This window comes from Planomicrobium sp. CPCC 101110 (assembly GCF_007859395.1).
Taxonomy (GTDB): Bacteria; Bacillota; Bacilli; order Bacillales_A; family Planococcaceae; genus Planococcus.
Genome location: NZ_VOHD01000006.1, coordinates 16564 through 33082, shown reverse-complemented (window position 1 = coordinate 33082; position 16519 = coordinate 16564). Strand labels below are relative to the sequence as shown.

General features: G+C 46.9%; 17 protein-coding genes. 6 read left to right on the top strand and 11 right to left on the bottom strand.

From position 1 onward, the window contains the following. Positions 1 to 154 precede the first annotated feature (154 nt). The 3 genes from FQV30_RS08045 to FQV30_RS08035 all read right to left on the bottom strand — a co-directional run bounded on the left by FQV30_RS08045 (position 155) and on the right by FQV30_RS08035 (position 2861). Complete coding sequence (locus FQV30_RS08045) at positions 155 to 574, bottom strand: sporulation protein (RefSeq protein WP_146499654.1); 420 nt, start codon at positions 572 to 574, stop codon at positions 155 to 157. A 62-nt stretch (positions 575 to 636) separates the two neighbouring features. Next, the gene (locus FQV30_RS08040; RefSeq protein WP_146499653.1) at positions 637 to 1827 is read right to left on the bottom strand and encodes an AI-2E family transporter; all 1191 of its coding nucleotides are present in this window, start codon (positions 1825 to 1827) and stop codon (positions 637 to 639) included. A 62-nt stretch (positions 1828 to 1889) separates the two neighbouring features. Further along, on the bottom strand, positions 1890 to 2861 hold the full coding sequence (locus FQV30_RS08035) for an LCP family protein (protein WP_146499652.1): 972 nt from the start codon (positions 2859 to 2861) through the stop codon (positions 1890 to 1892). A 149-nt stretch (positions 2862 to 3010) separates the two neighbouring features. On the opposite strand from FQV30_RS08035, the gene msrA reads away from it, so the two are divergent. After that, complete coding sequence (gene msrA, locus FQV30_RS08030; protein WP_146499651.1) at positions 3011 to 3541, top strand: peptide-methionine (S)-S-oxide reductase MsrA; 531 nt, start codon at positions 3011 to 3013, stop codon at positions 3539 to 3541. Between the two features lie 4 nt (positions 3542 to 3545). Here the strand turns inward: msrA and FQV30_RS08025 are convergent, their stop codons facing one another. Further along, complete coding sequence (locus FQV30_RS08025) at positions 3546 to 4250, bottom strand: YjjG family noncanonical pyrimidine nucleotidase (protein WP_146499650.1); 705 nt, start codon at positions 4248 to 4250, stop codon at positions 3546 to 3548. Positions 4251 to 4431: 181 nt separating this feature from the next. Between FQV30_RS08025 and FQV30_RS08020 the strand changes: the two genes are divergently transcribed. Next, positions 4432 to 4761: a hypothetical protein gene (locus FQV30_RS08020; RefSeq protein ID WP_146499649.1), complete on the top strand. Its 330-nt coding sequence runs from the start codon at positions 4432 to 4434 to the stop codon at positions 4759 to 4761. Positions 4762 to 4789: 28 nt separating this feature from the next. On the opposite strand, the gene FQV30_RS08015 is transcribed toward FQV30_RS08020, so the two are convergent. After that, positions 4790 to 5965, bottom strand: coding sequence for an MFS transporter (locus tag FQV30_RS08015; protein WP_146499648.1), 1176 nt, complete (start codon positions 5963 to 5965; stop codon positions 4790 to 4792). Between the two features lie 90 nt (positions 5966 to 6055). On the opposite strand from FQV30_RS08015, the gene FQV30_RS08010 reads away from it, so the two are divergent. Then, positions 6056 to 6289 (top strand): hypothetical protein, encoded by a 234-nt coding sequence (locus FQV30_RS08010; RefSeq protein WP_146499647.1) that lies wholly within the window; start codon positions 6056 to 6058, stop codon positions 6287 to 6289. A gap of 108 nt (positions 6290 to 6397) precedes the next feature. Continuing rightward, positions 6398 to 8005, top strand: coding sequence for an ABC-F family ATP-binding cassette domain-containing protein (locus FQV30_RS08005; protein ID WP_146499646.1), 1608 nt, complete (start codon positions 6398 to 6400; stop codon positions 8003 to 8005). A 160-nt stretch (positions 8006 to 8165) separates the two neighbouring features. Here FQV30_RS08005 and FQV30_RS08000 read toward each other — a convergent pair whose 3' ends face one another. The 4 genes from FQV30_RS08000 to FQV30_RS07985 all read right to left on the bottom strand — a co-directional run bounded on the left by FQV30_RS08000 (position 8166) and on the right by FQV30_RS07985 (position 11262). After that, entirely contained in the window at positions 8166 to 8642 is a 477-nt protein-coding gene (locus FQV30_RS08000) for a YkvA family protein (protein WP_146499645.1), read from the bottom strand. Between the two features lie 132 nt (positions 8643 to 8774). Further along, positions 8775 to 8987, bottom strand: a complete 213-nt coding sequence (locus FQV30_RS07995) for a cold shock domain-containing protein (RefSeq protein WP_146499644.1) — start codon at positions 8985 to 8987, stop codon at positions 8775 to 8777. A 184-nt stretch (positions 8988 to 9171) separates the two neighbouring features. Beyond that, positions 9172 to 10806, bottom strand: coding sequence for a M4 family metallopeptidase (locus FQV30_RS07990; protein ID WP_146499643.1), 1635 nt, complete (start codon positions 10804 to 10806; stop codon positions 9172 to 9174). Between the two features lie 255 nt (positions 10807 to 11061). Beyond that, a complete protein-coding gene (locus FQV30_RS07985) occupies positions 11062 to 11262 on the bottom strand; it encodes a cold-shock protein (protein WP_036803234.1) in 201 nt (66 codons plus the stop codon). Between the two features lie 469 nt (positions 11263 to 11731). On the opposite strand from FQV30_RS07985, the gene FQV30_RS07980 reads away from it, so the two are divergent. Next, positions 11732 to 12430, top strand: a complete 699-nt coding sequence (locus FQV30_RS07980) for a 5-bromo-4-chloroindolyl phosphate hydrolysis family protein (RefSeq protein WP_146499642.1) — start codon at positions 11732 to 11734, stop codon at positions 12428 to 12430. Next, positions 12402 to 13586 carry a toxic anion resistance protein gene (locus FQV30_RS07975; protein WP_146499641.1) on the top strand — a complete coding sequence of 395 codons (1185 nt, stop codon included), beginning with the start codon at positions 12402 to 12404 and terminating at the stop codon, positions 13584 to 13586. The genes FQV30_RS07980 and FQV30_RS07975 overlap by 29 nt, the downstream gene beginning before the upstream one ends. A 104-nt stretch (positions 13587 to 13690) precedes the next feature. Here FQV30_RS07975 and FQV30_RS07970 read toward each other — a convergent pair whose 3' ends face one another. Next, a complete protein-coding gene (locus tag FQV30_RS07970; RefSeq protein WP_146499640.1) occupies positions 13691 to 15544 on the bottom strand; it encodes a vWA domain-containing protein in 1854 nt (617 codons plus the stop codon). 9 nt (positions 15545 to 15553) lie between these two features. Then, the gene (locus FQV30_RS07965) at positions 15554 to 16411 is read right to left on the bottom strand and encodes an ATP-binding protein (RefSeq protein WP_146499639.1); all 858 of its coding nucleotides are present in this window, start codon (positions 16409 to 16411) and stop codon (positions 15554 to 15556) included. Positions 16412 to 16519 lie beyond the last annotated feature (108 nt).

The following is a 16519-nucleotide window of genomic DNA, read 5'->3' as shown; positions in this document are numbered from 1 at the left end:
GACAGAAATCTGTTTTCCATGAAAGGCCTTCGCTGATCCAAGTAAAAGCGCCAGTAGTTCCTGTTAAAACTTCATTTCTGCATGAAGCGATTTTATTATCTCTCTTTCTGAAGTTTCCATCCTTTTTCCGTCCATGAAAAAAAGAGGGCTGGAATCAGCCCTCCCCTTTTCCGTATGTAATTTCATCTTCGTCTTCAACATCTATGCCGTTGTCGATATGGACTATTGTACGTACAATAAGCTTCGTTTTTTCGTTGTTGAAAAGCCAGCGTTCATCCGGGACAATCTCAAACTGCCTCATGATGGTTTCTTTTGATTTGACGGATCCCGCAAATTCTATCGACTGCTTGCCGACCACGGTTTCGATATAGTCGAAATCACTGTCTTCACGGTAATCCTCCACCAATTTGATCACTTTCAATTCGACGTATTCGACATCTTGTTCTCCATCGCCGCCATGGAAGTAAATCGTGCCATTCAAGGTTTCCCCTTCATCCAGATGCGGCCTTTCAATTACCGTTTCAACTTTCATGGAACCAAAACCTATGCTTGTTAAAAACTCGCGGAACTTCATATAGTGACAACCTCCAAGTATAAGTAATCAATATTTACCACAACACAGGCTTCTTTAAACCGTCAAAGAAGCTCTGTGTAGTCGTAATGATTTTCCAGATTGGCTTCATGTTTGTTATAGCGGCGCTTGAACAACTTATACATATGGGCCACCAGTACTTTGACCAGCGCATATGCCGGTATACCGAATATTACACCGACAATGCCAAACAATGAGCCTGCTGTCAGGAGCACAAAAATGATGGTGATCGGGTGGATAATCATCGTTTTCCCCATGACTTGAGGGGAAATGATGTTGCTTTCCAGTATTTGGACAATGGTCCATACAATACCGACCTTCACGAGCATGAAGGGGGAAATGACGATCGCCACAATGGCAGCTGGCGCAAACGCAATGGCTGGGCCGATATATGGCACAATGCTCGTCACCCCTGCGATAAAACCGAACAGCAGCGCATAATCCAGGCCAATGATCAGGAACCCTATATACACCATGACGCCGATAAAAGCACCGACGATCAGTTTTCCTTGTATATAAGCACCGATTTGCTTGTCCGCCTCTTTCAGCACCACCCGAGTGTCCTGGCGGAAACGGGGCGGCAACGCGTGAATGAAAGTTTCAGGCAGTTTTTCACCGTCTTTCAGCAAATAGAACAAGATGAACGGCACGATGATAATCGATAGGATCACGCCCGTCACAGTGGAAATAAATCCTGTAATGCCTGTCAGCACCGTAGTCGCTGTCGTCTCGAACGTTTCATTGATCGTGTCCGGCAGCGTTGTCAGCAGCTCCTCGATATTGAAGCTCGAATTGACATAATACTCGCCGATATATGCATTATTGCGCAAGAATGCATCCGTATCTGTCAGCAGCTGCATGAAATAGGTTGGAAACTCCATGATCAGCGTCTGGGTCTGCTCCCTTAAAAAAGGCACCACCAGTACGATCAATAAGGTCAACATGCCTGTCACCCCAACAAATATGATGACTATCCCCCAGATTCTCGGGATTTTCAGGCCTTCAAGCAACCGCAGCACCGGACGGAGCAAGTAATACAAAACGAGCGCCAATATGACTGGCAGCACGATTGTCTTCATGAACACGAGCAGTGGATTGAAAATAAATGACACTTCACGGAAGATGAAAATGACCAAACCGATCAAAACAAGCGCAATCAAGGCAAATAACGTGTTTGTGCCACCGAGAAAACGAATGAAATTAGTTGAGAAGAAAGATTGTTTTTCCGGCTCCATTCCACTCCTACTTTCTATGTCTGTTGTAACCCCAATCTAATTTTAACATATTATCAGACTCTTTAATCAAGCGGTTGTGATAAAAATCCGCTCAAAGCCTGCTTGTTTTGCTCGATATCCATGTCAATGACAGAACCGGCATGCGCATAATTCGTGAACGTATAGCTGTTTTCAACCGGAAGCGTCAAGCGCTCCACGCCTGTCCCGCCGTTCATCGCGATGCTCGTCGCCATTTTGATCTGGTCGGCGGCGGTCAAATCCGTCTGGATATAGCCTTGGGCAGCTCCCGCCAGTTTCGGGTATTTCGGAATTGCCGAAACGGAAATCAGTTCGTCTTTCATGGCTGAGACTACTTGCTGCTGGCGCCGCACACGGCCAAAGTCGCCTTCATCATCAGCACGGAAACGCGCATAGCCAAGAAGTTCTTTGCCGTTCAATTTTTGGACGCCTGGAGTTAACGTCACGCCGATGTTTTTGGACATCTCCTTTTCGACATCAATTTCTACGCCATCCGGTGCCGAGATATCGACCAGCTTTTCAAAACTCTTGAAGTCGATCAGCGCAAAATGCTGAATCTCCAGCCCGAACATCGTGCGCAAAGTGTCGGCCAGCAAATCCACTCCGCCTTCCATTCCGCCTTCGACTGCCCCCAGATAATAAGCTGTGTTCAATTTGTATGATTGATAGCCGGGAATGGTCGCATAAATATCGCGCATGAAGGAAGTGACTATCACTTCGTCTGTTTTTTTATTGTGCGATACGAGCATCATCGTATCCGTGCGGGAAGTTTCTTCGCCGCGGGCATCTACACCCAGCACCAGGATGTTTGAATAATCTTCATTTTCAGGATCCCCATCAAATGCGATGGTCGGCAATTCCGAATTTTCTTCAGCAAGTTTATGGCCGCTTTGGAATTGCAAAAATACATAAGCGCCTATCGCCAAAAAGGCAATCAGCAGCAAGAAAAGCAATCCGCGCAGACGAAATCTTTTTTTCTTGCGCCGGTTTCTTCTTATTTGTTGTTCTTGTTCCATTGGATGACATTCCTTTCTACAATTCCTATAGCCATAAGACGTCCATTCGCACCAGGAAGTTTCTTTTTTTTGTTTAAAACATTTTGTTTGTCGGAAAACCACGGTAATGATAAAATTCACCTTATACAGGCGAGAGGAGACAACCATTCATGACAGAAAAAGCGACATTCGCAGGCGGCTGTTTTTGGTGCATGGTCAAACCGTTCGACCAGTTTGACGGCATCGAAAAGGTGGTTTCAGGCTATACAGGCGGACATGTTGAAAACCCGACTTACGAACAGGTGAAAACCGGAACAACTGGACATTTGGAAGCAGTGGAAATCACATTCCAGCCAGACGTTTTTCCATATGAGCAATTGCTTGAGATATTCTGGCAGCAAATCGATCCGACCGACAACGAAGGCCAATTCCAGGACCGGGGGCTGCAGTACCGTCCCGCCATATTCGTCCACAGCGAAAAGCAGCGCGAACTGGCGGAACAATCGAAACAGGCGCTGGCTGACAGCGGCCGCTTCCAAAAGCCGGTTGTCACGGAAATATTGGACGCCGCTCCATTCTATGATGCAGAAGATTACCATCAGGACTTCTACAAGAAAAGTCCCGAAGAATACAAAGAAGATTTGGCGAAATCCGGCAGAGTGGAATTCATCGAAGAGAATTGGAAAAAAGTTGACGCGTGATGCGTCAGCTTTTTTCTTTTGTCCCGGAAATGATTTCCGCAAGTTCTGAAAGATGTTGGATTTCATAAGTCGGTGAGAATGCCGTCAGATTTTCCTTTTGCAGAGGATTGAACCAGCAAGTGTCGATGCCGTAATTTATGCCTCCCTGGATGTCCGATTGAAGCGAATCGCCCACCATCAGCACTTTGCTCTTATCCGTAAGCTGCAGTTTTTTGAATGCGTAATCGAAAATTCCTTGGTGCGGTTTTTGATAGCCGGTTTCTTCCGATACGATGATATGCTCAAAGAAATTGCAAAGCGGCGAATTTCGAATCCGGGCATGCTGCACTTCGCCGAAGCCGTTTGTGATGATCGCCAGCCGATACCCGGAGAGCTGTCTGCAGAGTTCAGACGCCCCCGGCATCAAATGAGATTCATTGCCCAGATTTCCAAGATAGGAACGGTTGAAAAGCAAAGCATCCGTTTCCAGTTGGTGTTCCAGGAACAGGCGTTTGAAGCGTTCGATGCCAAGGTCTCTCAGACCGATTTCCCCGTTTTCCAGATCACTCCACAGCTTGTGGCTGATTTGCCGGTAGCTCTCATGATAGTCGGATAATCCTTCAGGCATTTTGTATTCCATAAAAGTATTATGTAAAGCATTAATCTCTGATTTTTTAAAGTCAAATAATGTATCGTCCACATCAAACAATATCGTGTTGTATTTATCCATTTTTTTCTCTCCCATACAAATTTCCTGTTCTATTTTAGCTGAAAAACACTCTAAAGAAGAGCAATTTATCAATTTAGAAAATATAACCATTGACAGACATTTCTGTTTATTTAAAATCAAATTAGGAGAATATAGCTTCCCCTCTTCTATATATCATTTTAGGCATCCAGGAGGAGTTTTTGTGAACCTAATTGAAACCATCGATCCGTTCATCATGCAAGTCGTGTTTGTTCCGCTTGTAGTTATTGGCATTGGAATCTTCGCTGCAGCGGCCAGCAAAAAAATATACATGGGGCCGATAACAACGCTTGCGGTGACTTTGGCTTACAACAGCTGGTATTTCCCGCATACGTTTCCTGGAGCTCCGATCCCGATTGCCATGATTTTTTCCTGGTGCATCATCTTCCCTTTTTTTTCGCTAGTTCTTTCCTGGTTTTTCGTTTCTTATGCAAGGGCCTTCAGAGATTTTTTGATTCTGGTTGCTAGGGAAAAGAGTTTCTATTCGAAATGAACAGGCGCTGCGCTTTGCAGCGCTTTTCTTATTGGCGTTTTTGATAAAGCAGGAATGCAAAGATTCCCAATATGGCGATGAATCCTAAAAACAGGGCAAGGGTGATGCTGTGCGTAGCATAGTGGTCGTACAGCACTCCGATTGCGAAAGGCATCACACTGGAAACAAGATAGCCGCCCGTTTGGATCATGGCTGTCCAGCTGTTGACCCCTTCCGCTGAAGTGTTTTCATCAAGCGGCATAAGCAGAGCCAACGGGAACAAGCCCCCCAGCATCAGCCCAAGCAGAGCCGCAGCAATCCAGACGGAGGCTGTTCCGCCGGCTAACAGCAGGATGGTCCCGGCTGCACCGGCAGCAAGGCTGAGCCCGATCCATAACAGGCGGCCCGGAAACCTTTCAAGCAGCAGCGGAATGGATAGATTGCCCAAAAGCTGGACAGCGGACATCAATGTCAAAACGGCTCCCGCAGCGAGCACCGACAACCCTTTGTCTATAGCAATGGGAGCAAGCCACGTGATCGCCGAGAAAAAAAGCGATGATTGAAACGCGAAAAAGATAAGCATAAGCCATGCCCGTCTGCTTTTCCATGGTGACCTTGCAGCCGGCACTTCTCCCATTTCTTCTTTTCCCGCCTGCTGCTCAGGGGGGTTGACGCGGAGCCATAAACTGATGGCGGCAATCGCCAGCAAGCTCCAGACCGCCAATGCGAACGGCCAACCTGCCCCAGCATAAAAGATGCCGGTAAGCCCCGCAGCCAATGTCGCGCCAAAACCGAGGCCGAATGAATAAACTCCGATCAGCGGAGCTGTCCGCGTCGGGAAATTCCGTTTGATCATGGCGGAAAGCAGCGGACCGATGACCGCAATCGAAAGGCCGATGAAAAAAGAGCTGATAAACAAGACAGTATAGGATGGAACAAGCCCACGGAGCAAAGTGGACAAGCCGATCGCTGCCAACAAAATCGTGATGCCGCTTTTGATGCCGAACTTTCGATTGACCCATACCGCAAACGGCGCAAAAAGCCCCATGCAAAAAACCGGAATCGACGTCAGCAGGCTCACTTCGCTGTTGGTCAACTCCAAGTCGCTCCGTATCGTTTCCAGAAGCGGACCGATGGATGAAATGGCCGGGCGCAGGTTCAGTGAAATGAGAAATATAGCCGCAACCATCAAGCCTAAAGCTGATTTTCGGGGTTGAACTGCCACGTGGAATTCCCTCCAGACATATGTATATATACAAACTTGTGTTCCCCGCCGCTTTTGATTAAGATAGAGGTGTGAAAGGCAGGTAACCCGATGAAACTGATAAATTGGAGCTATGCGAAACGCTACAATATTAAAGCTGTTTTCGATGAATTTCCGCACGTAGTGGTGCTGTTCCGCCAGATCGGCGGCTATTATTTCATCTTTTCCATGAAAGGTTTGACAAAGGAGCATATTCCAAATCGCAAAGACTATGTCCGGATGGAATATTTGTTGAACAAAGACCTTGGCTTGCTCGATGCTTACAAAGAGAGAAAATATAAATAGAAAAAAACATTCTGCTTAAGTTTATCCCAGACGACGGTCGATTGCTATCGATTTCCCGCCGTTTCGTGGTATACTCTTCTTATTGTGAAATTTAGGAGGTACGTAAAAATGATAGCAGTAAATGATGTAAGTCTTCGCTTTGGCGACCGCAAATTGTTTGAAGACGTGAACATTCAATTCAACCCAGGAAATTGCTACGGTTTGATCGGTGCAAACGGCGCCGGGAAATCGACGTTCATCAAAATCTTGTCCGGTGATATTGAAGCACAATCCGGAAATGTTACGATGGGTTCCGGCGAACGCTTGGCCGTATTGAAGCAGGACCACTTTGAGTACGAAGAACATGCTGTCCTTGAAACGGTCATCATGGGCCATAAGAAGCTTTACGAGATTATGTCCGAAAAAAATGCCATCTATATGAAAGAAGATTTCTCAGATGAAGACGGCATGCGCGCTGCTGAACTTGAAGGCGAATTCGCGGAACTGAACGGCTGGGAAGCTGAATCGGAAGCGGCAATCCTCTTGCAGGGCCTTGGGATAACCGAGGATCTGCACGACAAGAAAATGGCCGAATTGTCCGGTTCTGACAAAGTGAAAGTGTTGCTTGCCCAAGCCCTGTTCGGCAAACCGGATGTTCTTTTGCTGGATGAGCCAACCAACCATCTGGACTTGAATGCCATCAAATGGCTTGAAGAATTCCTGATCAACTTTGAAAACACCGTTATCGTCGTATCCCATGACCGCCACTTCCTAAACAAAGTGTGCACGCACATTGCGGATTTGGATTTCGGTAAAATCCAGCTATATGTCGGAAACTACGACTTCTGGTACGAATCCAGCCAGTTAGCGACACGCTTGGCTTCTGACCAAAACTCGAAAAAAGAAGAAAAGATCAAAGAGCTTCAGGCGTTTATCGCCCGTTTCTCGGCGAACGCTTCCAAATCGAAGCAAGCAACATCCCGGAAGAAAATGCTTGATAAAATCCAATTGGATGATATCCGCCCTTCTTCCCGGAAATACCCGTTCGTCAATTTCACGATCGGCCGTGAAATCGGCAACGACGTACTGGCGGTAAAAGACTTGAGCCAGCAAGTTGACGGCAATCAGCTGTTGAACAACATCAACTTCAATATGAACAAAGACGATAAAATCGTTTTGCTCGGCGATCCATTGGCGAAATCGGCGCTTCTCCGCATACTCGCTGAAGAAGACGAGCCGGCTGCAGGGTCTATCCGCTGGGGTGTCACAACTTCCCGCGCATACTTGCCGATCGACAATACCGCTTACTTCGAAGGCAATGAATTATCGCTAGTGGACTGGCTGCGCCAGTATTCCCCTGAAGATGAAAGCGAAACTTTCCTTCGCGGATTCCTTGGAAGAATGCTGTTCTCCGGCGAAGAAGTGAAAAAGAAACCATCTGTCCTGTCAGGCGGCGAAAAAGTCCGCTGCATGCTGTCGAGAATGATGCTATCCCATGCCAACGTCTTGTTGCTGGATGAGCCGACCAACCACTTGGATCTGGAATCCATCCAAGCCTTGAACAACGGCTTGATCGCCTTCAAAGGCGCCATGGTCTTCACTTCCCATGACCATCAATTTATCCAGACCATTGCCAACCGAGTGATTGAAATCCGTGAAGACGGATCGATCCTTGACAAGCAATTGACTTATGATGAATTTTTGGAGTGGAAAGAAACACAAGGCATCACCAACTAAACACTTTCAAAAGCCTTCACTTCCCATATGGATCTGAAGGCTTTTGATTTTCCCTGGTCAAACAAAGGTGGAATCCCCTGTTCTAAAGTCGGAACCCATCTTCTTTCCATTCCGGGTTCCCATAACAAAACCCGCGGCTTTGCTAGCCGCGGGTTTTTCATTATTTCAAGAATCGTTTGACCAGCCGTCCTGCAGGCAGTTTTGAAACGAATTTGCTGCCTGAATCCGAAATGCCTCGGACAACGCTTAGCAGTTCTTCATCCCCTGCCCAATGTTCTTCGATGATTTCACTCGGGAACTTGTTAAGGAGCGTATTGACGATATAGACCGCAACCACTACGTCATCGGCAAATCCTCCAGGTCCAACCAGAATCTCCGGAAGGAAATCCAATGGAGCGAAAAAGTATAAAATACCGGCGCCGACCATGCCTTTGCTTTTTGCGTCGATCCGGTTATCGAACATCATTTTTGTCAACAGATGAAACAAGTCAGGCGCAAACAGCACATACTTGCCCAGTTTTCCTACCATACCTGATTTATTGTCAAGCCATGTCTGCACTTTTGCGCGCAGTTTCTGGTAGAAGTCCTGCTGTTCTTCTACGCTTGGCAGCGGCTTGCTTAAATATTCGTTCGTCATCTTATCTCCCCTCTCAATTTCTATAAGCTTCTATACCTTTTTTCCTAACAATCAAAACTTCTGATATGCGGAACGGCAGCGTCTTTGAAAAATCGGAAAAGACCGCCTTTTTCAAAAGGAAGCCGCAGTTCTTCAGAAGGCCATATTAACATTCGTGGCGATCCGTTCCTTTTCAGGCGTTCCTTGGATAATGGTGAAAGTGACTTGCTGACCAGGCATCAGCACTTCCAAATCCATATCGATATTGATTTTTTCGACGAAGAGCAACTCCCCGTCCTCTCCTTCGATAAAGCCATTTCCTATGTCTGCATCAAATGATTTCACATGCCCTCTCCCGTTGTTCAACCATAAAACCTCCGATTTGTACTTTTCAATGTCTTTCTTTATACCCTGAACGGAACATCCGTCAAACTTAGGAGCAGGGAGGCGTCAAAATCACCCGCTTGCTGTCTTCGCCCTCTTCCCGTCCCCCTTGTTTCTGCCCATAAAAGAAAAGAACCGTCCAAAAACGGTTCTTTTCCAGCCCAATTCACTTTAACCCGACCGCTGCAAAGGCCGCTTTCACACTGGCAACTTCTTTGCTCGATGCTCCGTACAAATCGGTTGCCGCTTGGACGGCTGCAGCCTGATATTGCCGGTATGTCGTATTGGGAGTCAAATATTGGGACAGTGTACGGTAAAGGACCTTTCCAGTTTTGCCTGCGCCGATCCCTTCTACGGTCACGCTGTAATGGGTCCCGCCATTGGCCATCAAAAACGCAGCTTTGTTGCCGATCCCTGAATTGATGTGGACACCCCCGTAATCATCCGTTCCTCTGTAGATTTTTGTGTAATGGTCCGGCTGTCCTTGCACGGTGGGGTCAGCCAGTGAACGAAGCGCATCGCCTTTCTGTTTTGGCGTATAGATGTCCTCGCCGATCAACCAGTCAGGACGTTTGCCGTAATGGCCTTCCACCAACGCGCCGAACACATCGGAAATCGACTCGTTGATCGCCCCTGAATCCCCTTGGTAAACCAGATTTGCTGTCGAAGCGGTGACTGCATGGGTCAACTCATGGGCGACCACGTCAAGAGAGCCTGACAGCGGGCTGAAAAGTATGCCATCCCCATCTCCGTAAACCATCTGCGATCCGCTCCAAAAAGCATTGTTGTAATCCGTTCCATAATGTACAGTCGAAATCACGCGGGCGCCTTTGCCATCGTAGCTCGTACGGCCATGTAGAGTCTTGAAATAATCATATGTCTGGCCAGCGTATACATGGGCATCAACTGCCGCACCGTCATAAGCTTTGTTGAAAACACCATCCCCGTCTTTCCAGAGCTTGCCCGGCAATTCAAGCAGATTAGCGCCATCATATGTCAGTATGCCTTTGCCGCGCGTCCGGTCCATCAAAAATGTCCCTTCACCATTTTTAACAGTTTGAACGGATTTTTTATCGCCCCTTAGCCCTTTTCCGGCCGCAACGGCATCTTTTCCTACCGGATCCACTTGATGGATTTGGTTATAGGCTGTTAGAATTCCGGCGTTCTCCGCGTCTATAAAATAACGCATATTTCCTGGTTCAGGATCCAGAAATTCAACTTCGCTGCTATAGGCCAGCCTCGCTTTGCCAGCCTCGACAAAGATGACAAGGGATGGATTTTCCGCCTGGACGATTTTGGGAGCAGAACCCAGCTTTGCCGCCAAATCCGCTGAAACCGCTGCCGCTGCCTTTGCAGGCGGCAAAAAAGCGCTTGTACCAACTGTCTCGAGCAGCGAAACCGGAACCAGGTTTCCTGAAACGGCAGTCAATACCCCTGTTTTATCGATATGCGCAGATAAAACTGAACCGGCTACAGGAATGCCATTATACAGCTGCTGCAGCTTAAGATTGGTGAAACCCAACTCGTCTGTCGTTTCGCTGATGATTTCAAACGACTCTGCCCGGGGATTTTCAATGGAATAGAGTTTCGCTTTCTCTGCCAAATAAGAACGGACAATTTCATCCGGTTTGTCTTGTGAAGGAACTGTCAATTTCCCGGCGATGAAATTTGGCAGGCCTGTTTCGGAATCGATGATGGCCTTTTCGGAGATGCTGCTGGCAGATGCGGCTGCTGCAGATGGAAAGTTCAATAACGTCAAAACAACTACAAAACAAAAGCTAATTGTCCGGTTCTTTTTCACAGGGCTTCTCTCCTTCGCTTTATTCAAAATGATAACTAATTATATCCATAATAAAGCTCCGAATAGTCAGAATATATAGTTTCCTTCGGCTGTTTTTATCTTTTTTGAGCGGGTATAAATACCTGAACTGCTTCTTTAAAACGCAAAAGAAGGCATCTGCGGCCTTCTCTTGTATTGGGATCTGACAGATTCAGCAAACCATTGCAGCGGATTGCATAAAAAAAGACCCGCTCATGGATGAGCGGGTCTTGGAGATTAGATTTTAGTTACATTTGTAGCTTGAGGTCCGCGGTTGCCTTCCTCTACTTCAAATTCTACTTTTTGTCCTTCATCAAGCGTTTTAAAGCCTTCGCCTTGGATCGCTGAGAAGTGAACGAATACGTCATCTCCGCCTTCAACTTCAATAAATCCGAAACCTTTTTCTGAATTGAACCATTTTACTGTACCTTGTTGCATGTGAACAACCTCCTGAGAATAAAAAATTTGCAATATGGAATTCCCATAAAAAAATTCACATATTCAAAAAAGTACCAACACGTGCTGATCACTTTTTTGAATAGGTGAATAGCTCTTTGTGGTGCGTGTTTTTAATTCTTAATTGAATTATATCAATTTTTCATAAAAAGTCAAATAAATCTAAAAACTTACTAAAATTTTAACTTTTCTGCACATTTTTGAAATTCTTTTAGTCTTTTGGACTCAAACTTATTAAAAAAAACGTTTTTTATCAATATCTCCTCATCTCTTTCTACTATAAATTGTCTCAAAAAGCGATTTGATTGTCCACCTTTTTTTAAATTTTCTGATAGTCCGCAAGTTTGTATTGGCCTTCCCTTTCCCGTAAAATAAGAATATGCAAGCAGATCGACGAAACTTTTTATTCGGCGAAACGTATAAAGAGTAAGCAGAGAAGGAGGACCTTTTCATGAAGCCATTTGAAAAATTCGTCATTCGGCATGGAGTCAGCCTGCCAATCATGACAGCCGTTTTTCCTGTTCTTTATTTGGGGGCTGAAATAGGCATAATCGCATCCGGGGCTGTGGCAGCCGGTTCTTATATCGCAAGCACCTCCACCATAAAGCAATTTCAGTTTTCTTCCGACTCAAAAAGGTTTCATATGACACGAAGCGAATATAAACATGTACGGACACAACTCAAAGAAGCAAAAACGAAAATCAAACAACTGCAAGGAACTTATTATCGGGTCCGTTCGATTTCTTATTACAAGCAGATCAGGGAAATGGTCCGCTTGGGACAAAAGATCATCACGCATGTCCAGCACAACCCGCGAAAGTTTTATCTTGTAGAGCCGTTTTTCTATTCCCATTTGGATTCGGCGCTTGAATTGACAGAGAAGTACTCGCTTCTTGTCGGGCAGCCGGTCAAAGACAAAGAATTGAAAATCGCCCTGCAGGATACCCGGGATACGCTCGGTTCAATGATCGGCGTCATGGAGAAGGATTTGAAAAAAGTCTTGTCCACAGACGTTGAACAGCTGCGGATGGAATTGGAATATGCACAAATGACCCTCGGCAAGCAGGAAACCCCGCCGCTCAATATGCCAGCTCAAACAGACAGTGAAGGAGACATGGACCATGACAGAAAATCGATCAACACAAAGTGAACTGGATGATTTGCTCGGATCGCCTTTCGGCAATCAGCCCCAAAAAACGGAAGCGAATATTGCAGAAAAAAACAACGGACAGCCTGTCGCTTTGATGGAACGCCTGTCAAAAGACGAACAAGAAAAAGCGCGCAACCTGGCCAAGCAGATTCCTGCGGGAAATTACGAAGCGATTTTGACGTACGGTGCCAACGCCCAAAATCAGTTGGGCCAGTTTTCCCATAAAATGCTGGACCATGTCCAATCGAAGGATATTGGACCGGTCGGCGATGTGCTGCACGATTTGATGAAAAAACTACAAGAACTGAATCCGGAAGAATTGTCCCAGAAAAAGAAATCCGGCCTTCGCAAAATGTTCGCGAAAGCGAAATACTCTGTCCAGGAAATGATGACCAAATACCAGAAGTTGAGCACCCAGGTCGACCGCATCAGCATTCAGCTTGACCATGCCAAGCGCGGGCTGCTTGAAGATGTCCAAATGCTGGATCAGCTGTATGACCAGAACAAGACTTATTTCCAGGCACTTAATGTCTATATAGCAGCTGCTGAACTCAAGCGAGACGAAATCATGAATGAGACCATTCCGGCCCTCCGCAAAAAAGCGGAAGCTTCGAACGACCAGATGGCTTATCAGGAAGTCAACGATATGGCACAATTTTTAGACCGGCTGGAAAAACGCCTGTACGACCTGCAGCTGTCGCGCCAAATCACCATCCAGAGCGCGCCGCAAATCCGCATGATCCAACAAACGAACCAAACACTTGCCGAAAAAATCCAATCGTCTATCATGACTTCCATTCCGTTATGGAAAAACCAGATTGCTATCGCTTTAACGCTTAACCGCCAAATGAAGGCTGTGGAAGCCCAAAAGCAAGTGACTGCTACAACCAATGAATTGTTATTGAAAAACTCCGAAATGCTGAAAATGAATTCGATTGAAACAGCCAAAGAAAATGAACGGGGCATCGTTGAAATCGAGACATTGAAACAAACCCAGGAGAACTTGCTGACAACAATCGAAGAAACGCTCCGCATCCAGGCGGAAGGCCGCAGGAACCGCAAAGCTGCAGAAGTGGAAATTGGCAAAATGGAAGAAGACCTTAAGCAACGACTGCTCGCCATACATGACGGCCAAGAAGAAAAAACTCCCTATTAAAAGCGAGACCCCGGAAAGCATAAGCTTTCCGGGGTTTTCTTTGAACAAGCCAAAGCCGATTCTTTTCTTTTGAAACAATTTGGCTTTTGCCGCCCCCAGCCGCGTCATCCAGATTGGATCACCAGATGCAGCGTCCGCTTCAGCAGCCTTAGCGTTTGTTCGACAAACTGTTCCAGTGAATCGGCGCTGACGGATTTATTGCCATACATCATGCGGTAGAAAGCGGCTTGCTCATCGGAAATCGGATCGCTGCTCAAAAACAAATGCAGCACTTCAATCCCATGTTTTTTTGCTTCCGCTACTGCATTTGCCGTGTCGACAATGCCATTTTCCGCATAATTGTAGGCAGACGGCTCCCCGTCGGAAAACACCAGCATGAACCGGTGCTTTTCTTCCCTTCTTTTCATGCGTTGGGACATCCAGCGGATAGCAAAGCCATCCCGATTGTCCTCATGTGCTTCCATGGAAAAGATGGCCTGTGAATGATCGCGATTTCCATCTTCCAATTTGTGAAGCCATTCAAAATAATTCGGCTGGCTGGCGTCGCTCGCTTCAAAAGCATCTTCGTAGAATAGCACAATTTCATGCGGCACGTTCAAGCCCCTCAGCACATCGTGGAACAGGAGGACCGCTTGTTTTGTTTCATCAAGCTTGTCGATCATCGATGCAGAGCCGTCAATTAACAGGCAAAACACTGCATCCAGTTCTTTTGACGGCGCAGTTTTCCTATAAAATGGCTTTGGGCGCTCGTCAATGAGAAGAGGCATCAAGTTTTTTGATAAGCGGCCCGCGTTCAAATTTTGGCGGACGCTTTCCTGCCGCTGATTCATTCGTTTTTTTAATTCCTTCAACAATGCCTTTACGAACGGCGCCTGCTTTTTACGCCAACTGTCGATAAGCGGCTGTCCATCGGGCTTGATATGGATGCGGCTTTCGCTATAGACAACCTGGTCATTGGCCGAGCCGAATTTGCCATTCGCTGTTTTCGGGGCCTTGTCCATCTGGCGGTCTTCTTCCTCGTTCTCTTCCAAATGGTCGCCTTGTGATGCGCCACGGGCCGTTTGCTGCACTTCCGCATCGCCTTGCTCTTCCCTGCCGCCTTCTGCAAACTGGGAATCTCCACGCTCAAGCTCAAATTCCATTGCAGGCGCTTCTGAAAGTTCTGTTTCACGATGCCAGGATTGAAACCATTCTTCTATCGTTTCTATTTCCTCTTCCTTTTCCGTTTGCTCGGCCTCGACGCCTTCATGATAATGGAAAGGCGGCACCTTTTCAGCAGATTCTCCGAAAGTGTAATAAGTATGGATCATATCCGTTTCCATCTGATACTCGAGCTTCATCATCAACTGTTCGACAACCCGGACCGAATCGCTGGTCGATCGGCTGTCGAACAAATGGGTCCACGTATAAAATAACGGCTCCAGCGCATCACTCACGACAGCTTCTTCTCCGCGCAGCCGCAAATAGGCGGCATTCAAGAAAGCATCCGCCGCAAAGCCTTTCTGCCGGTTCTGCTGAAACTGGTTTTTGTGGTAGTCGGCATAGACAGTTTCCCTTACTGAAAAAGCGCCCGCCGTTCCCGGCCGCTCTTTGGCAACTTTCTCCGTCAGCCGGAATTCTTCTGCACATAACAGCAATTGTTCCTTAAGTTCGGGAAGCCTGGATTCTGCCCGGGCAAAATTGCGCCAAGCTTTCAAGTCAAAATGGCGCCAATAGCCTGCTCCCAGCAAATACACATCCGATTTGTACCCCATGCGTTCAACATGCTTCGGGCGGTGCTTCCAAAAGACACTAATGGAAATGGCCGATTCGGAAGGGCGCACTTCCATCAATTTCCGGGTGGTCACTTTAAGATATGGGGCATCTGCCAACGCACCGGCAAGCATTTCCATTTGATGAAGCATTTTTGTATCCAATGTTTCGTTATTGAATTGAATAAAGCGGTTTACCGAAGCCATTCTTATCACCTACTTTTTCCAAGTATGGGCCAAGTCCATAAACAATTCGCGTTCGCTTTCGTCTTCCAGTTTTTCTGCTATCGCGTACTGGACTGCGCGCAGGGGATCCATATGCATGGACAATGCCGTAGCGTCCAGCAAACTGCGAATTGAAGCCGCCTCTTCAGACAGCAAACCGTTTTCCACTTGTTTCATCAGGTCTGCCGCAAGTTCAAGCATGAACCCTTTCAATTGGCGTGGAGCTTCCGGGAACTCCCGATCCCATAATTCAGCCAGCTGGCTGCCGGACAGATAAGGAATCGGGTACGCGATAAAACGGTTTTTCAACGCTTCATTCATCGGCGTCGTGCCGATATACCCTTCATTGATGGCGGCGATCACTCCGAAGTCCGGATGTGCCTGGATGACTTCTCCTGTGAACGGATTGGTCATCATGCGGCGATGGTCCAAGGCGCTGTGTAAAATCGGCAATGTTTCAGCTTTTGCCATATTGATTTCATCAATATAAAGGAAGTGGCCGTTTTTCATCGCGGTCACCACAGGCCCTTCAACAAATTCGATGGCGCTTTGGCCGTCTCGTTGAACGAGTGTCTTAAACCCAAGCAATGCTTCCGCATCCAGATCAACAGAGCAATTGATGCTTTGCATCGGCTGGGAAAAAGCTGCGGAAATGCTTTCCGCAAGCTTTGTTTTGCCTGCACCGGTGGGCCCTTTCAAAAGGACAGGTTTGCGCAAGACGACTGCTGACATTATATCCTGCCATAAATATTCGTCCGGCGCGATATAGCCTCCTTCTCCGATCAATGTGCTGTATTCCCCGTGGACACGGCCACTTCTTGTTTCGATATCTTTTTCGATTAACGACATTTCTGTCCCCTCTTTTCCATAGAAAAAACCGATGAACAGTCATCGGTTTTTTGTTTTTCGGCTTGGACCAGTCAGCTCCGGCACCCAGCTCCTCGAGGTCGCTTCGGT